This is a genomic window from Streptomyces sp. AM 2-1-1 (assembly GCF_029167645.1).
GTDB lineage: Bacteria > Actinomycetota > Actinomycetes > Streptomycetales > Streptomycetaceae > Streptomyces.
Genome location: NZ_CP119147.1, coordinates 4,642,716 through 4,658,216, shown reverse-complemented (window position 1 = coordinate 4,658,216; position 15,501 = coordinate 4,642,716). Strand labels below are relative to the sequence as shown.

The 15,501-nt window shown below is 73.3% G+C and carries 16 protein-coding genes and 1 tRNA gene; 7 read left to right on the top strand and 10 right to left on the bottom strand.

The genetic code is table 11. The features are described 5' to 3' along the window. Nucleotides 1-37: 37 nt before the first annotated feature. Nucleotides 38-111 (top strand) — tRNA-Lys (locus PZB77_RS20405). A 486-nt stretch (nucleotides 112-597) separates the two neighbouring features. Here PZB77_RS20405 and PZB77_RS20400 read toward each other — a convergent pair. The 5 genes from PZB77_RS20400 to PZB77_RS20380 all read right to left on the bottom strand — a co-directional run bounded on the left by PZB77_RS20400 (nucleotide 598) and on the right by PZB77_RS20380 (nucleotide 5,195). Further along, a complete protein-coding gene (locus PZB77_RS20400; RefSeq protein WP_275494052.1) occupies nucleotides 598-1,323 on the bottom strand; it encodes a class F sortase in 726 nt (241 codons plus the stop codon). A 1-nt stretch (nucleotide 1,324) separates the two neighbouring features. Then, complete coding sequence (locus PZB77_RS20395) at nucleotides 1,325-1,483, bottom strand: hypothetical protein (protein WP_275494051.1); 159 nt, start codon at nucleotides 1,481-1,483, stop codon at nucleotides 1,325-1,327. A gap of 95 nt (nucleotides 1,484-1,578) precedes the next feature. Next, on the bottom strand, nucleotides 1,579-2,358 hold the full coding sequence (locus tag PZB77_RS20390; RefSeq protein WP_275494050.1) for an HAD-IIA family hydrolase: 780 nt from the start codon (nucleotides 2,356-2,358) through the stop codon (nucleotides 1,579-1,581). A gap of 238 nt (nucleotides 2,359-2,596) precedes the next feature. Next, nucleotides 2,597-3,892 carry a peptidase gene (locus tag PZB77_RS20385; protein WP_275494049.1) on the bottom strand — a complete coding sequence of 432 codons (1,296 nt, stop codon included), beginning with the start codon at nucleotides 3,890-3,892 and terminating at the stop codon, nucleotides 2,597-2,599. 220 nt (nucleotides 3,893-4,112) lie between these two features. Beyond that, nucleotides 4,113-5,195: an ROK family transcriptional regulator gene (locus PZB77_RS20380; RefSeq protein WP_275496145.1), complete on the bottom strand. Its 1,083-nt coding sequence runs from the start codon at nucleotides 5,193-5,195 to the stop codon at nucleotides 4,113-4,115. 296 nt (nucleotides 5,196-5,491) lie between these two features. Here PZB77_RS20380 and PZB77_RS20375 point away from each other — a divergent pair, with 296 nt between their 5' ends. Both PZB77_RS20375 and PZB77_RS20370 read left to right on the top strand, forming a co-directional pair. After that, nucleotides 5,492-6,637 (top strand): Gfo/Idh/MocA family oxidoreductase, encoded by a 1,146-nt coding sequence (locus tag PZB77_RS20375; protein ID WP_275494048.1) that lies wholly within the window; start codon nucleotides 5,492-5,494, stop codon nucleotides 6,635-6,637. Next, nucleotides 6,634-7,119, top strand: a complete 486-nt coding sequence (locus PZB77_RS20370) for a heme-degrading domain-containing protein (protein WP_275494047.1) — start codon at nucleotides 6,634-6,636, stop codon at nucleotides 7,117-7,119. Before PZB77_RS20375 ends, PZB77_RS20370 begins: the two co-directional genes overlap by 4 nt. Before the next feature lie 64 nt (nucleotides 7,120-7,183). Here PZB77_RS20370 and PZB77_RS20365 read toward each other — a convergent pair whose 3' ends face one another. The 5 genes from PZB77_RS20365 to PZB77_RS20345 all read right to left on the bottom strand — a co-directional run bounded on the left by PZB77_RS20365 (nucleotide 7,184) and on the right by PZB77_RS20345 (nucleotide 11,468). After that, on the bottom strand, nucleotides 7,184-8,044 hold the full coding sequence (locus PZB77_RS20365) for a fumarylacetoacetate hydrolase family protein (RefSeq protein ID WP_275494046.1): 861 nt from the start codon (nucleotides 8,042-8,044) through the stop codon (nucleotides 7,184-7,186). Between the two features lie 213 nt (nucleotides 8,045-8,257). Beyond that, the gene (locus PZB77_RS20360) at nucleotides 8,258-9,028 is read right to left on the bottom strand and encodes a YidC/Oxa1 family membrane protein insertase (protein ID WP_275494045.1); all 771 of its coding nucleotides are present in this window, start codon (nucleotides 9,026-9,028) and stop codon (nucleotides 8,258-8,260) included. A gap of 256 nt (nucleotides 9,029-9,284) precedes the next feature. Continuing rightward, entirely contained in the window at nucleotides 9,285-9,635 is a 351-nt protein-coding gene (locus PZB77_RS20355) for a DUF6412 domain-containing protein (protein ID WP_275494044.1), read from the bottom strand. A gap of 142 nt (nucleotides 9,636-9,777) precedes the next feature. After that, on the bottom strand, nucleotides 9,778-11,283 hold the full coding sequence (locus PZB77_RS20350; protein ID WP_275494043.1) for a sodium:solute symporter family protein: 1,506 nt from the start codon (nucleotides 11,281-11,283) through the stop codon (nucleotides 9,778-9,780). After that, on the bottom strand, nucleotides 11,280-11,468 hold the full coding sequence (locus tag PZB77_RS20345; protein WP_275494042.1) for a DUF3311 domain-containing protein: 189 nt from the start codon (nucleotides 11,466-11,468) through the stop codon (nucleotides 11,280-11,282). Before PZB77_RS20345 ends, PZB77_RS20350 begins: the two co-directional genes overlap by 4 nt. Before the next feature lie 153 nt (nucleotides 11,469-11,621). On the opposite strand from PZB77_RS20345, the gene PZB77_RS20340 reads away from it, so the two are divergent. The 4 genes from PZB77_RS20340 to PZB77_RS20325 all read left to right on the top strand — a co-directional run bounded on the left by PZB77_RS20340 (nucleotide 11,622) and on the right by PZB77_RS20325 (nucleotide 15,498). Next, nucleotides 11,622-12,629 (top strand): SEC-C domain-containing protein, encoded by a 1,008-nt coding sequence (locus tag PZB77_RS20340; RefSeq protein WP_275494041.1) that lies wholly within the window; start codon nucleotides 11,622-11,624, stop codon nucleotides 12,627-12,629. A 168-nt stretch (nucleotides 12,630-12,797) separates the two neighbouring features. Then, entirely contained in the window at nucleotides 12,798-13,220 is a 423-nt protein-coding gene (locus tag PZB77_RS20335; protein WP_275496144.1) for a very short patch repair endonuclease, read from the top strand. A 25-nt stretch (nucleotides 13,221-13,245) separates the two neighbouring features. Then, on the top strand, nucleotides 13,246-14,199 hold the full coding sequence (locus tag PZB77_RS20330; protein ID WP_275494040.1) for a DNA cytosine methyltransferase: 954 nt from the start codon (nucleotides 13,246-13,248) through the stop codon (nucleotides 14,197-14,199). A gap of 66 nt (nucleotides 14,200-14,265) precedes the next feature. Next, nucleotides 14,266-15,498: a DNA cytosine methyltransferase gene (locus PZB77_RS20325; RefSeq protein WP_275494039.1), complete on the top strand. Its 1,233-nt coding sequence runs from the start codon at nucleotides 14,266-14,268 to the stop codon at nucleotides 15,496-15,498. Nucleotides 15,499-15,501: the final 3 nt, after the last annotated feature.

Below are 15,501 nucleotides of genomic sequence, written 5' to 3'. Positions count from 1 at the left end.
ATGCTGCGGAATCCGGTAATGTTCTCCAGGTCAGCAGGCGCCGCTAGCTCAGTTGGTTAGAGCAGCTGACTCTTAATCAGCGGGTCCGGGGTTCGAGTCCCTGGCGGCGCACGCAGAGTCAAGGCCCTCTCACTTCACGTGAGGGGGCCTTGTTCGTTGCCCGGCTCCCGCCGGGTCGCCCCGCCCCCGCCTCGCACACGCCGCGAGGCTCGTTCCTGCCTCTCCGTAGCTCCGCGCGTCCGCGCGCGGGGTCCCGACACGCCCCGCGCGGACGCGGGCGCGAGGGCGCCGAACGGAATCGCGCGGCCTGCGCACGCCATCCCGGAGGGTGACTCTCCGAAAACGAGTCGTCACGGAGCGCCCTGGATGATTCTCCCCGCGTGACGGCTCCGGAACACCTCGGCGGGCAGGTCGGCCCGCCCGGTCCCTACGGGTGGCGGGGAGCGGTGCGCGGCAGCGGCCGGGCGGCGCGCACCGGAAAGGCGGGGGGCGGCGGGCCCCGGAGCGGCCCGGTCCGGTGGCCCGGGAGCGGAGAAGCGGAAGGCCGGGGTGGGGCGGTACGGCGTGGGTACCGGTACCGGTCCGGCGGGGACCGCCTCACCCGCGGGAGGGAGCGCCCGCCGCGGCGCCGGAGTCCTCGCCCGTGGGGCGGGCGTCCCTCGGGTAGGCGCCCGTGAGGTAGGCGGAGACCACCACGTGCGCCGTGTACGCGTGCGCCGCCCGGTCGTACGCCCCGCCGCGGGTGATCAGCCGGAGTTCGGCCCGGCCGTCGCGACGCGGTCCGTACGCCTTCCGCGCGTCGAACCGTTCCCGGGTGAGGACCCGCACGTCGTCGACGGTGAACTCGGCGACCGTGCCGTCGGCCCTGACCACCCGGACCCGCGCACCGGTGCGGGCCGCGCTCAGCCCGTGGAAGACGGCGGGCTCCGTCTCCGTGCCGGCGTGCCCGACCAGCAGGGCCGCGCCCGCGGCACCGGGCTCGGTGCCGCCGTCGTACCAGCCGACCGCGCCCGCACTCCCGATCGGAGGCGGGTCGACGGCTCCCGCACCGTCGGGTCCGCGTCCGACGACGGGGGCATCGATTCCGACGGACGGGATCTCGACCTCGCGCGGCGCCGACGCGTCCAGTGGATCGTGCGCGGGTGGCAGCGACGCACCGACGGGACGCCCGACCGCCGCGACGTCTCCGGTGGTCGGTGCCGAGATGCCGCCCGGACCTTCGGCGGTCGCGCGGCCCCAGAGCCAGAGGCCGATCAGGAGGACGGCCCACGCGACTCCGGTGAGCAGACGTCCGGTTCCCGCCGGACGGGGGGCGGCGGACACGTCACTCCGCTGCCGTACTGCGGCGCCGCGCGCCCGGGGCCGGGGTGGACGGGGTCGTCCCGAGGGTCGCGCCGTGCCGGTCGGCCACGGCGGCGGGGGCGGGGACGGATATCGCCGCGACCGCCGTCGTAGCACGGACGGTGAAGGAAAGTGAACGCATCGTGAACCTCCTCGGGGAAGGTTCACCCGTACGCGCGCTCTCCGCATCCGCTGTCGCCCGGTCGGGCGACAGCCCCGGGAACGACCCGTGCCGGGTCAGATCAGGTCGACGAGATCCGCGATCGAGGCGACCACGTTGGACGGCCGGAAGGGGTAGCGGTCGATGTCGGCGGTGGCGGTGAGCCCGGTGAGCACCAGGAACGTCTCCATCCCCGCCTCCAGGCCGGCCAGCACGTCGGTGTCCATCCGGTCGCCGATCATGGCGCTGGTCTCGGAGTGGGCGCCGATGGCGTTGAGCCCGGTGCGCATCATCAGCGGGTTGGGCTTGCCGGCGAAGTACGGCTCCTTGCCGGTGGCCTTGGTGATCAGGGCCGCGACGGAGCCGGTGGCGGGCAGCGGGCCCTCGGCGGACGGCCCGGTCTCGTCGGGGTTGGTGCAGATGAAGCGGGCGCCCGCGTTGATCAGCCGGATCGCCTTGGTCAGCGCCTCGAAGCTGTACGTACGGGTCTCGCCGAGCACCACGTAGTCGGGGGCGTGGTCGGTGAGGACGTACCCGATGTCGTGCAGCGCGGTGGTGAGTCCCGCCTCGCCGATGACGTACGCCGTGCCGCCGGGGCGCTGGTCGTCGAGGAACCGGGCGGTCGCCAGGGCGGAGGTCCAGATGTTCTCGACCGGGACGTCCAGGCCCATGCGGCTGAGCCGGGCGTGCAGGTCGCGGGCGGTGTAGATGGAGTTGTTGGTGAGCACGAGGAACGGCTTCCCGGACTCCCGCAGCCGCTTGATGAACGCGTCCGCGCCGGGGATCGGCGTGCCCTCGTGGATGAGTACCCCGTCCATGTCGGTCAGCCAGGACTCGATCGGCTTGCGCTCTGCCATCACACGGACTCCTGCCGTACGCACGGTGCACCCACGGGGTGCTGGGACGCCGGCGGCACCGCGGTGTGCAGCGCCGACGCCCCGAGTTTAGGCAGTGTCCGGCGGATCGGGGTCGGTCGGGGCGACCATGATCCGGCGGGCACCGCCCGGGCCGGAAGGCGACGCCCGCCGGTCAGGCGGACCGGGGCGGATCAGGGCGGTGGGGACGCCCGGGGAGCGCGCCCACCCCGCCCGTCCCTCACCCCCGCCCACCCCGCACGCGGCGGGCGACGAGGAGTGCCGCCGTCCCGCAGAGGAGCAGCGCGACGGCCACCGCGCCGGTGCCCAGGGCCGCCGCACGCCCGGCGACGCGACCGGTGCGGGCGAGCTCCGGGAGCGGGTCGCCTCCCGGGTCGCGGGGGAGGCCGGTGCCGCCGGGGGGCACGGCGGAGGTGCGGGGCGCGGGGTCGGTGCCGGTGCCGGTGCGGGGAGCGGCGCTCGGGCTGGTCCGCGGGTCCGCACCGGCGTCCGGGGACGGAGCGGGGTCGGTGCGGGCCCCGGGGACGGTGGGCGTGGCGGTGCCGGCGGTGTCCGCACCGGTTCCGGCGTCCGTACCGACTTCGGCGTCCGTACCGGCGTCCGCATCCGTACCGGCGTCCGCATCCGTGCCCGCGTCGGTCGCGGTGTCCTCGTCCGTGCCGGCCGTGCTGTCCGGACCGGCCGTGCTGTCCGGGCCGGTGCGGTTCTCGGTGGCCGTCGCGTCGTCCGTGCCGACGAGGGGTTCCTCGGAGGGGAGGACCAGGTCGGTGCCGCCTTCCATGTCTCCCTCGACGATGGCGAACGGGTACTCCTCCGACTCCCCCACCCACTCCCCGTCCGCCGGGACCACGGGTCCGTCCGCCTCCGCCCGTGCGCCGGGACCGGAGGGGCTGCGCTGCACGATGGCCGCGTTGGCCACGACCTTCCCCGGCCGGGTGTCGGAGGTGAAGGCCATCCGGACCCGGACGGTGACCGTGCGCCCGGCGGGGACGGTGAAGCCCTCGAAGTCGTCGCCCCCCTCCCCGCCGCCGAAGACCCCGATCTGTTCGTGCCGGTCGGTGGTTTCCCAGCTGACCCGGTGCTCGGTACCGGTGCCCGCCTCCGTACCGGTGCGCTCCGCGTACGCGAGCTGGATCTGGTCCGGGGTCAGCCGGCGGTCCTGGTCGGTCAGGACGAGGACGGGGTGCAGGGCCCGGCACGACTCCGAGGTGGTGTTGACGAGGTCCAGGTACCAGATGCCGTATCCCCCGCCGGAGGCGTACGTGTCCGGGCCGCCGTGGATACGGGTCTCGATGGGGAAGTCCTTGGCTGCCCGGTCGCCGCAGCCGGGCTGCTGGTCGGCGCGTACGGCGGTGGGTTCGGCCGCGGCGGTCGACGGGCCGCCGAGCAGGGCGCCCGGCACGGCGATTCCGGCCGCCAGGCCGAGGGAGGTGAGGGCGCGTCCGTCGCGCAGTCGCGCGGGAGGCCACGGCAGACGTGCGGGAGATCGCCGTCGGGCGGGAGGTCGGGGGGGCATGGGGGCACCCTTCGGAGCTCGCGAACGACCGGTGCGGGAACCACCGGCGGGTCGCGACCCGGGCGGAACCACCGGGGTCGAGTCCGGCGCCCGGGAGCCACCGGCGTGTCGGCGGCGACACTGCCACGCATACGTACGACGATCGCACCGGCATGCCGGAGGGTCCCCCGTCCGGCCGCACGGAATCCCCCGGACACCGGCCCCCACACGCCGGTGGGCTCTACCCGGCCGTCCGGCCGTCCGCCCGTCCGAAGAGCGGGCCGAGGACCAGGTGGGCCGCGCCCTCGGCGACCGGGCGGTCGCCCCCGCCGGCGACCGCGACCGGCACCGGTGTACCCGCGCCTTCACGCTGGGCGCGCTCCTCGATCACGGCGCGCACGCCGCGTACGTAGATGTCCTCGTGCGCCGCGACCGTACGCCCGCCGAGCACCACCCGGTCGATGTCGAGCAGCGCCACCAGGTTGGCCGCTCCGGCGCCCAGGACCCGGGCGGCGCCGGCGACGTCGCCCCGGGCCACCGCCGCCAGGCAGAGCGCCTCGACGCAGCCGCGCCCACCGCAACCGCACGGCGGCCCGTCCAGCTGGAGGGTCTGGTGCCCGAACTCGCCGGCGCCGGTGCGCGCGCCCCGGTGCAGCGCCCCGCCGAGGACGAGACCGGCGCCCAGCCCCGTACCGAGGTGGAGATAGGCGAAGTCGCCCGCGGCCGGGTCGCTCAGCGCGAGGCCGAGCGCGGCGGCGTTGGTGTCCTTGTCCACGGAGACGGGCAGGCCGGTGCGGGCGGCGAGGGCCTCGCGGAGCGGGAAGCCGTCCCACTGCGGGAAGCCGGTGACCCGGTGGAGCACCCCGTCGCGGTGGTCGAGCGGGCCGGGGAGGGCCACACCCACCCCGAGTACGGCGGGACCGCCCGCCGCCACAGCCGCCGCCGCGCTCACCTCCGCCACCGCGGCCGCCGCCTCCGCGACCACGTCGGCCGCCGGAGCGCCGAGGTCGAGCGGTGCGGTCCGGATCGCGACCGGGGCGCCGGCGAGGTCGACGAGGACGGCGGTCAGCTCGTCCCGGTCGAGGTGGAGGCCGACCGCGTACCGGGCGTCCGGGACCAGCCTCAGGACGGTGCGCGGCTTGCCGCCGGTGGACGCCCGGCGGCCCGCTTCGGCGGCGAGACCCTCTCCGCGCAACCGGCCGGTGATCTTGCTGACCGCCTGCGGGGTGAGGCCGGTGCGCTCGGCCAGCTCCAGCCGGCTGATGCCGTCGCCGCCCGCGCCGCGCAGCAGATCGAGCACGAGGGCGGCATTGTGGTGGCGCAGGGCCGGGAGGTTGACCCCGGCGCCGGCGCGCGCACCGGACCCCGGGGCGGTCGCGGTCGTCCCGGATCCGCCCGCGGCTCCGGCGCGGCGGGCGTCGTCGCGATGGTCACGGCGGTCGCGGGAGTCGCCGGGGTCCTCGGGATGGGGGGCACCCCTGAGGTCCTCGGCGCCGCCGGTCTCGTCGGCATCGTCGGCATCGTCGGCATCTCTGCTGGTGTCGCGGGCGTCACGGGTGTTCACCACCCCATTGTGGCCACCGCTTGCACTTTGGCAACAGCGTTGCTTAAGTGGAGGTCATGACTTCCCCCGATCCCCTCCGCGTCGCGCTCGTCGGCTACGGCCTGGCGGGTTCCGTCTTCCACGCCCCGCTGATCGCGGCGACCGAGGGCCTCGTGCTCGACACGGTCGTCACGTCGAACGAGGAGCGGCGGGCGCAGGCCCGCGCGGAGTTCCCCGCCGTCCGGTTCGCCGACGCGCCCGAGGAGCTGTGGGCGCGCGCCGGTGAGCTGGACCTCGTCGTGATCGCCACCCCGAACAAGACGCACGTCCCGGTCGCGAAGGCCGCCCTGGCGGCCGGGTTGCCGGTCGTCGTCGACAAGCCGATCGCCGGTACCGCCGCCGAGGCGCGCGAGCTGGCCGCGGTGGCCGAGGAGAGAGGGCTTCTCCTCTCCGTCTTCCAGAACCGCCGCTGGGACAACGACTTCCTGACCATCGCCCGGCTGATGGCCGACGGCGAACTCGGCGAGGTGCAGCGCTTCGAGTCCCGGTTCGAGCGGTGGCGCCCGCAGCTGAAGGGCGGCTGGCGCGAGTCGGGCGACCCGCAGGAGATCGGCGGCCTCCTCTTCGACCTGGGGAGCCACATCGTCGACCAGGCGCTGGTGCTCTTCGGCCCCGCCGTGCAGGTCTACGCCGAGTCGGACGCCCGCCGCCCCGGAGCGGCGACCGACGACGACACCTTCATCGCGATCACCCACGCCAGTGGGGTCCGCTCCCACCTGTACGCCAGCGCCACCACGGCCCAGCTCGGCCCGCGCTTCCGGGTGCTGGGCGGGCGGGCCGGCTACGTCAAGTACGGCCTGGACCCGCAGGAGGCGGCGCTGCGCGAAGGCCACCGCCCCGGCAGCGGCCAGGAGCCGTGGGGCGAGGAGCCCGAGGGCCTGTGGGGCCGGCTCGGCTCCGGCGAGTCCCCGCTGACCGGCGGCGGCCTCCCGGTCCGTACGCTGCCCGGCGACTACCCCGCGTACTACGCGGCCGTCGCCGCCGCCCTGCGCGGCACCGGCGAGAACCCGGTCACCGCCCTGGAGGCGGCAGCCGCACTGGACGTCCTGGAGGCGGCCCGCCGCTCCGCCCAGGAGGGCACCTCCGTCACCCTGGTCCCGCATCCGGGCGCCCCGGCCGCCCGGCCCTCCGGCACGCCGAGCACCGAGGAGACCCGGTCATGAGCAAGCACCCCGACGCCCCGACCGTCTCCGAGCTGCTCGCCCAGGAGCGCCGTCTGACCCTGCCGCGCTTCGGGTACGAGGAGGCGTACGCGCTCGGCACCCTCCTCGTCCGGCTGGCCCGGGCGCGCAACGCCCCGGTCGCCATCGACATCCGGCGCGGCCCGCAGCAGCTGTTCCACGTCGCCCTGCCGGGCTCCAGCGCCGACAACGACGCCTGGATCGACCGCAAGCGCAAGGTCGTGGAGCGGTACGGCGAGAGCTCCTACCTCGTCGGCACCCGCTTCCGCGCGAAGGGCACCACCTTCGAGGAGTCCTCCCGCCTGCCGCTGAACACGTACGCCGCGCACGGCGGTTCGTTCCCGATCACCGTGGACGGCGCGGGCGTCATCGGCACCGTCACCGTCTCCGGCCTCCCCCAGGCCGAGGACCACGCCCTGGTGGTGCGGGCGCTGGAGGAGTTCCTGGCGACGCCGCAGGGGTGATCCGCGCGCGGAGGTCCGGGTAGCCCCGCACGCGGGGTGACCCGGGCTTCCGCGTACCGACTCCCTACGCGTCCTTCAGCACCTGCCGCTGGCGTCCCAGACCTTCGATCTCCAGCTCGACGACGTCGCCAGCCCGCAGGAACGGCTTCGGTTCGGGCTGCCCCATCGCGACCCCGGCCGGGGTGCCGGTGTTGATCACGTCGCCCGGGTAGAGGGTCATGAAGTGGCTGAGGTAGCGCACGACTTCGCCGACCGGGAAGATCTGCCGGGCGGTGCTGCCGTCCTGCTTCAGCTCGCCGTTGACCCAGAGCTTCAGCGGGAGCGCCTGCGGATCCGGGACCTCGTCAGCGGTCACCAGCCACGGGCCGAGCGGGTTGAAGGTCTCGCAGTTCTTGCCCTTGTCCCAGGTGCCGCCCCGCTCGATCTGGAAGGCGCGCTCGGAGACGTCGTGCGCGATGGTGTAGCCGGCGACGTGCTCCAGCGCTTCCTCGGCCGAGCCGAGGTAGCGGGCGGTGCGTCCGACGACGACCGCGAGTTCCACCTCCCAGTCGGTCTTCTCGCTGCCGCGCGGTACGAGGACGGTGTCCTCGGGTCCGACGACCGTGTCGGGCGCCTTGAAGAAGAGGATCGGCTCGGCGGGGATCGCCGCACCGGTCTCCTTCGCGTGGTCGTGGTAGTTCAGCCCGATGCAGACGATCTTGCCGATGCGGCCGAGGGGTGCCCCGGTCCGCAGCCCCGCCGGGTCCAGCTCGGGCAGCGAGCCGGGGTCGGCGGCGGCCGCGCGCACCCGGTCGAGGCCGTGCTCGTCGGCGAGGAGCGCGCTGTCGATGTCCGGAACGATCCCCGACAGGTCGCGCAGGGTTCCGTCTTCCGCGAGCAGAGCGGGGCGCTCCGCTCCCGCCGTGCCGACTCGAAGCAACTTCACGGGTGCCACTCCCCTGGGTAGAGACGGATGCCGGCCCGACGGGGGGCGACCGGCGACCGCCGGCAACCGCCTCCCCGTACAGCCCGCTGAAACCTGTTCAGCCTGCAAGACGTCGGACCACTTGGCAAGACGCGTTCAGCCTCCGGACTCCCCGGACCGCGGGGAATCCGGGCGGAAGGCTTCTGCCGGCGTCGGACCGGCGGCCTACGGGCGTCAGGCGGCGGGGGCCGGCGCCGCTCCGGCGGCCGGGGCGTCGCGGTAGAGGCAGGCCCTTTCGATCGCGGTCCACGTCGTGCTGGTGACCACGTACAGCGCTGCGGCGAGCGGCACCACGGCCACGGTGAAGAGGGTGAAGAAGGACATCAGCGGCATGATCTTCGTCATCGCCCCCATGCCGGGGACCGGCTGTCCGTCCGGGCCGGTGGCGGGTGTCACCGGGTTGAGGGCCATCTGGCGCTTCGTACGCCGGTAGTTGAAGGCGGCCACGACCGCGACGACCGCGAAGAGACCGAGGTAGACCAGCCCCTGACCGCCGAAGAACCCGCCGTCGGCGAGGGCGTGGTGCCAGCGCTCGCCCAGGGGCGCCCCGAAGAGCTGGTGGCCGAGGAGTTCGTTGGGCTCGCCGCCGATCCGCGCGCTGGAGAAGAGGTGGTAGAGCAGGAAGAAGGCGGGCATCTGGAAGAGGCTCGGCAGGCACCCGGAGAGCGGCGAGACCTGCTCCTCCTTGTGCAGTTCCATCAGCGCCTTCCGCATGCGCTCGGGGTTCTTGCCGTGCTTCTCGCGCAACGCGGCGATCTGCGGCTGGAGGCGGGTACGGGCCTTCTGGCCACGTGCGGAAGCCCGCGACAGGGGGTGCACGGCCAACCTCACCAGCGCGGTGAAGAGGACGATCGCCGCAGCCGCGGACGCGGACTGGAACAGCGGGTGGAGCAGGTCGGCGAATGCGCCGACCAGACTCGCGAAAGCGGACATGAACGCGGACATGGGGAGCCCTCCGAAGGGTCTCGTCGTGCCGGTGACGTACGGAGCGCCGCGCGTCGCGGGGGCCCGGGGGCGGGCACGGAGCAGCCGGCTGCGGGCGTGCGAGGGCGCGGAACGTGCGCGGGTGTGAGCGCGGAGGCGGCGACGGAGGCAGCGCGCGGACTGTCGTACGGGTCCCGGCGGGACCGGCGGGAGGGCCACCCGGGGACGGGTGCCCCGGGCGGTGTCCGGCGGATCAGGTGCGGTGGGCGGTGCAGCCCTACGCGGCGGCCGTCAGCACGGGCCGCCCGGGTGCGCGAGGACGTGTGCGTCCCCTGGCATCGGGATCGCGCTGGGGCAGGAACGCGGTGCGGTGTTCACGGTCCCTGAGCGCGGTGCGGACCCGCGTCCGGGGAACGGGTGCGGCACAGCGCGCGCTGATCACCGAGCAGACGAGGAGTGCGGAGCCGGCCGCGGCGGTGGCGGCGAGCGCGACGGCGGCGGAGAGGCTGCCGCCCTCGGCGAGGAGGATCTCCGCGACGAAGAGGAGCAGCAGTCCCGCGGGCCGGAGCAGCCGCGCGAAGGAGCCGCGGAGGTGGCCGGTGTACACGTGCGTACGCGTGTCGCTCATGGCTCCCTCTCCTGCTCGCCGCTCGCACCGGCCGGGTCGCCGGCCCGCTCGTCGCGGGCCGCTCTCCGGGGGCGGTTCTCTCCAGCCGTTATACACGATGACCCGGATCACACCGGCTGCCCGCAAGCGCACCCGCCGTCCCTCACACGGTGGCGGCGGCCGTCCCGGTCGGCGGCTCGATCTCATCGCGGGCGAGCACCTCGTCGTCCGGCCGCTCGTCCCGGTCGCGCGGTCCGGCGTACGTCACCGCCAGCGCCACCACCAGGTTGGCCGCGAGCGCGACGAGCCCGGCGTTGACGCCCCACACCGGGTCGTCGCCGCGGAAGACGAGCACACAGACCACGCTCACCCCCACCGCCAGCCCGCTGAACGCCCCGGCGAAGGTGAGCCGCCGCCACACCAGCGCCAGCAGCACCATCGGGAGGAGCTGCGCCATCCCCTCGTACGAGATGAGCGAGAGCCGCACGAGAGTGTTGGGCGCGAGGTAGGTGAGGAGCAGCGCGAGCCCGCCGGCCACCACGACCACGATCTGCGCCGCGCCCTTCTGCCGCTGCCGCCAGCGGGGCACGAGCGAGAGGACGCTGCGCCCCCACATCGTGCCGATGACCAGCATGAAGACGGCCATGGGCACGATCGAGGAGAGAGCGGCGGCGACCCCGACGACGCCGACCGCCCAGGCGGGCAGCGAGTCGGTGACGAGCTCGAAGAGCGCGAGGTTGGAGTCCGCCCCGACCAGTCCCGGTACGACGAAGAGGGCGGCCATGCCGAGGAGCATGGGGACGAAGAGGAGGACGTTGTAGGCGGGCAGCCACATGGCGTTGCGCCGCAGGACGTCGGCGTTCCGCGCGCCGAGGTAACCGGCGACGGTGGTCGGGAAGATCACCACGGTGAGCGAGTTGAGGAAGGACGTACTGATGAACCACGCCTCGCCGAGCCCGCTGTCGCCGTGGCCGGGGAACGTCAGCCACTCGCTCTTCTCGCTGACGATCCGGTCCAGGAAGGGGCCGTACCCGTCGAAGTAGTGGACCGGTACGTAGAACGCGAGGAACCCGAGGGTCCCGATGACCATCACGTCCTTCAGCACCGACACCCAGGCGCTGCCGCGCAGCCCGCTGACCACCACGAAACCGGTGGTGACGGCGAAGGCGACGAAGTAGGCCCAGTTCAGACTGATCGCCCCGTACGAGATCGTCGAGACGACCACGCCCATGCCGGTGATCTGGAGCTGGATGTACGGCAGCAGGAAGACGGTGGCGAGGACGGCGACGACCGCGCCGAGCCAGGGCCGCCGGAAGCGGTGCGCGACCATGTCGGTGATCCCGACGAGGCCGTGCCGGCGCGCGTACCCCCACAGGGTGGGGCCGACCAGGTACCCGAGGGCGTACCCGCAGGACATGTACGCGATGACGTACAGCACCGGTGCGCCGTAGTTGTACCCCCAGCCCGCGGCGCCGAGGTAGCTGAAACTGGTGTAGCCCTCGCCCGCCATCAGCACCCAGATGAAGACGGCTCCCAGGCTCCGCCCGCCCACCGACCACTCCGCGAGCCCGCCTCCTCCGCCGCCCCGCCCGCGCAGCGCGAGCAGGCCGAGCGCGACGGTGAGCACCATGAAGCCGGCGAAGACGGAGGTGGCGACGACGGCGTTCACCGGCGGTCCCCCCGCCGGGTCAGCCAGACGGCGACGGGCGTCAGCACGGTCGCACCGAGCATCCAGACGAAGAGGAACGGCAGCCCGAACACGACGGGCTCCACCCGGTTCACCCACGGCAGGGCTCCGAGGTAGAGCACGTACGGGACCAGCAACCACAGCACCTGCGGACGTCTTCTCAGCACGTCAGGGACTGTAACGCCGTCCGGCCCCGCGTCCGGGGGCTGCACGGCGCGTCCGGGGTTGGCCGGCGGCCCTCGGCCCCTGTGTGCTGACGCACCCCACCCCCTTCGCCGGTCGCTCCCGCGGGCCCGGCTCCCCGCAGTACCGTGTGGGACATGCGCCCCGACACGCCTGCCGAGCACATCACCGAAGCCGAGCGACTGCTGCGCACCGCGGCGCGCTACCCGGAGGACCGCGAGCCGCTGCTCCTCCAGGCCGCGGCCCATCTGGAACTCGCCGGCGAGCGCGCCCGCGCCGCGACCCTCTACGACGACCTGCTCACCGCGGACGGCGGCAACCCCGAAGACCCCCACCTGGTGAAGGCCCTCAAGGCCGCCAACCTCTGGGAGTACGGCCACGAGGCCGAGGCCCGCGCGATCCTCGACGGCCTGCGCGTCTCGGCCCCCCGCACGGCGGGCCCGTGGACGATCGCCGCCGAGACGCTGGAAGCGCACGACGAACTGGACGCCGCCCACGACGTCTTCTCCCAGGCGCTGACGCTGCTGCTGACGCCGGACGAGGACGTCCCGTACGCCACACACGCCCTGCTCACCGGCCGCCACCGCGTCCGTCGGCTGCGCGGCGCGGACCACGACGACTGGGACCGCCTCGCCGACTCCCTGCACACGGCCGACGTCCCGCTCGACGAACTCCACGACCCCAAGCGCCTCTGGTCCCTCGGCTCCTCGGACCCGAACGAGCTGAAAGCGGAGATCACCCGCCTCCGCGCCGAACTCGGCGTCTACCGCCTGGCCCTCTCCCGGCCCTTCCCGGTCGCCGTCCTGCACTGGCCCGCGGCCGAGCTCTCCGAACTGCTCGCCGCCTACCCGGACCTGGCCACCGAGTACCCCACGCACACCGGCCACCTGACCGCCGTGGAGACCGCCCTGCGCGACCTCCGGGCCGCCGGCACCCCCAACCTCGGCATCGTCACCGGCACCATCCCCTCCTACGAGGCCTTCGCCGCCTCCGAGGCCACCTCCCCCGCCGACCCCGACCTCCTCCCCCTCTACGCCACCACCCTCGCCGCCCGAGGCCGAGCCCTCCCCTGGCCCCCGTCCCGCACCGCTGGGTGCTGGTGCGGGTCGGGGGACGCGTACGGGGAGTGTCACGGGGCGTCGTAGAGGTCAGTCGTCTCATCGGACACACCAGCGCGGTCGGCCCCGGCGGGGCGGGCCGCGCTTTCCGTCGTGAACGGCTCGGAACGCGTAGAGACACAAAACGCCCACAGCCCGGTCACGAGTATCACCAAACCGGCCACGCTGTTTCCGGAACGTAGGAGAATGGCATCGATGAACGTCGTGGTTCCCTCGTCCGTCGCCGTATCGGCGCGCATGAGCCGCCAGGCGAGCCGTGACACGGCTCCCGAACTGGCGGTGCGCAGGCTCCTGCACGCCGCCGGTCTGCGGTACCGGGTGAACTGGCCCGTACCCACCATGCGACGCAGAACGGTGGACATCGCGTTCACCCGGGTCAAAGTGGCGGTGCTGATCGACGGCTGCTTCTGGCACGGGTGCCCCGTGCACGCCACCCGGCCCAAGGCGAACGCCGCATGGTGGCGGGAGAAACTCGCCCGGAACGTCGCGAGGGATCTGGAAACGACCGCGTGCCTCACCGGAGAGGGCTGGACGGTGCTCCGATTCTGGACCCACGAGAGCCCCGAGGCGATGGCCGAGCGGATAGCGGCGACGGTCGAGCGGGAACGACGACGATGAGCACGAGAGCAAGGGGTGGGGACCTGTGGGTGCGTTGCGTTCCGTCGAAGTGTGCGCGGGAGCAGGCGGGTTGGCGCTGGGCCTGGAGGGAGCGGGCTTCGATCCGGTCCTGCTCCTGGACCGGAATCCCGTCGCCTGCGAAACACTTCGCCTGAATCGTCCGTCGTGGCAGGTCCTGGAGATGGATTTGCTGGACTTCGACCCGGTCGAGCACCGTGAGACGTACGACGTGGACCTGCTGGCAGCAGGACTCCCGCGGGTGAAGTCGAACGCCACCACCGTGCGGCCGGAGAGCGTCGAGGAGATCCGCCTGCTGGAGGCGGCGGTCCTGCTCGCCCACTCGATCCAGCCGCGCGCCGTACTCGTCGAGAACGTGCCGGGACTGGTGGACTCACCCGACCTCCGCGCGACGCGGGAGTTCGCCCACAAGGAGCTCGAACACCTCGGATACCGACTGACCTGGTTCGTGGTGAACGCCGCCGACTTCGGCGTGCCGCAGGACCGCAAGCAGGGGGTCATGGTCGCTCTGAAGGAGCGGTACTTCGACCGTTTCGTGCCGCCGGCACCGACCGTGCGGTCCCATGTGTCCGTCGGTCGGGCACTCGCCCGGTCCATGAGGTCCCGGGGTTGGCCCGGCGCGGACGCGTGGGCCGCCGACGCGATGGCCGTCGCCCCGACGTTGGTCGGCGGATCGGAGAACCGGGGAGGCGCCGACCTGGGGCCCACCGGCACCAAGAAGGCGTGGGAACGCATGGGGGTGAACGGCGGCGCGCTGGCGGACGAGGTGCCCGGCCCCGACGACAGCCCCACGGCCCTGGTCAAGCTGACCGTCGCGCAGACAGCGGTTCTCCAGGCGTTCCCGGAGGAGTGGCGTTTCGCCGGTAGGAAGACCGCCCATTACCGGCAGATCGGCCACGCGTCCCCGCCCCCGGTCGGGGCTGCGCTCGGAAGGGCCATCGCCACGGCTCTGGCCCCCTGATCGTCTCGGCCCGAGGGCGTCGGTAACGGTCCGGCGCCCCCCGTGCGCCGGCTACACTTGCACACCATGACCCACCCCCCTCATCCGTCGCTTTCTGCTGCCCGATTCAAGATCGTGGACCTCTTCGCAGGTCCGGGCGGTCTCGACATCGCAGCGACGATCATGGACGAGGTGGAGAGCATCGGTGTCGAATGGGACGATCCGACGCGTGCGACCCGACGCGCCGCCGGGCTGCTGACCACCGCCGAGAAGGACGTCGCCGCGCTCGGCCCGTGCGATCCCGAAGTCGTGGACGCGAACGTCCTCACCGGCGGTCCGCCGTGCCAGTCGTTCTCCGTTGCCGGGAACCGCGAAGGCCACAAGGCATTGGAGGACGTGAAACGGCTGGCATCGTGCCTGGTCGACCACACCACCTGGACCTCGTTCGACAGCGCGTGGCAGGCGGTGAGGAGGGAGACGGATTCCATGTCCGACGACCGCACCGGTCTGGTCCTTCAGCCACTGCGCTGGATCATGGAAGCCAAGCTCCGCCGGCGCAAGCCCTACGAAGTGATCGTGCTGGAGCAGGTACCGACGGTCCTGCCGGTGTGGAAGCACTACGTGGAGCTGCTCAGGCGGACCGGATACGCCGCGGAGGCCCACGTACTGCACTCCGAGGACTTCGGAGTGCCGCAGGCGCGCCGGCGAGCGGTACTGATCGCCCAGTGGGACCCGAGGAACACGCGCAGGAAGGTCCGCTTCCCGAAGGCCACCCATCAGCGGTACCGGAAGGGTGCGGACAGGTTGCCCGCACCGGTTCCCTCGGACGACCGGCTGGGTCAACAGGCGTTCGAGGTCGCGGAGGAAACGGCGGTACTGCCCTGGGTCTCCATGGGCGACGCCCTGGGGGAGAGGCGGCCCGAGTCCTTCGTGATGGTCTCCAACTACGGCTCGGGCGGCGACCCGAAGGACCGGGGCCGGCGTACCTCGTCCGAGCCCGCTGCGACGGTGACGGGCAAGGTACGGCGTAACCGACTCTTCCGATTGAAGGAGACGGAATCCGGCGACTGGAAGGACGGCGAGGAGCTCGACCGCCTGTCCTTCGAGGAAGCGGGCCTTCTCCAGTCGTTCCCCGCGGCCTACCCATGGCGCTCGACCGACATCGCACAGCAGATCGGCAATGCCATCCCGCCCCGACTTTCGCTCCACATCCTGAGCGAGGCCCTGTTCCGCGACGCTCCCGAGAAGCAATGGCTCGAAGCGCTGGCGAGGTGGCGCCCGCCCACGTCCACGTCGGATGAGGACGCGGCGGACGACTGAGCG

What these genes read in the sequence shown, in the direction of transcription:
- PZB77_RS20340 (WP_275494041.1), top strand. Translation starts at nt 11,622, where the DNA reads ATGCGCCCCGACACGCCTGCCGAGCACATCACCGAAGCCGAGCGACTG.
- PZB77_RS20390 (WP_275494050.1), bottom strand. Translation starts at nt 2,358, where the DNA reads ATGGCAGAGCGCAAGCCGATCGAGTCCTGGCTGACCGACATGGACGGG.
- PZB77_RS20375 (WP_275494048.1), top strand. Translation starts at nt 5,492, where the DNA reads ATGACTTCCCCCGATCCCCTCCGCGTCGCGCTCGTCGGCTACGGCCTG.
- PZB77_RS20370 (WP_275494047.1), top strand. Translation starts at nt 6,634, where the DNA reads ATGAGCAAGCACCCCGACGCCCCGACCGTCTCCGAGCTGCTCGCCCAG.
- PZB77_RS20385 (WP_275494049.1), bottom strand. Translation starts at nt 3,892, where the DNA reads ATGCCCCCCCGACCTCCCGCCCGACGGCGATCTCCCGCACGTCTGCCG.
- PZB77_RS20355 (WP_275494044.1), bottom strand. Translation starts at nt 9,635, where the DNA reads ATGAGCGACACGCGTACGCACGTGTACACCGGCCACCTCCGCGGCTCC.
- PZB77_RS20335 (WP_275496144.1), top strand. Translation starts at nt 12,798, where the DNA reads ATGAACGTCGTGGTTCCCTCGTCCGTCGCCGTATCGGCGCGCATGAGC.
- PZB77_RS20325 (WP_275494039.1), top strand. Translation starts at nt 14,266, where the DNA reads ATGACCCACCCCCCTCATCCGTCGCTTTCTGCTGCCCGATTCAAGATC.
- PZB77_RS20395 (WP_275494051.1), bottom strand. Translation starts at nt 1,483, where the DNA reads ATGCGTTCACTTTCCTTCACCGTCCGTGCTACGACGGCGGTCGCGGCG.
- PZB77_RS20360 (WP_275494045.1), bottom strand. Translation starts at nt 9,028, where the DNA reads ATGTCCGCGTTCATGTCCGCTTTCGCGAGTCTGGTCGGCGCATTCGCC.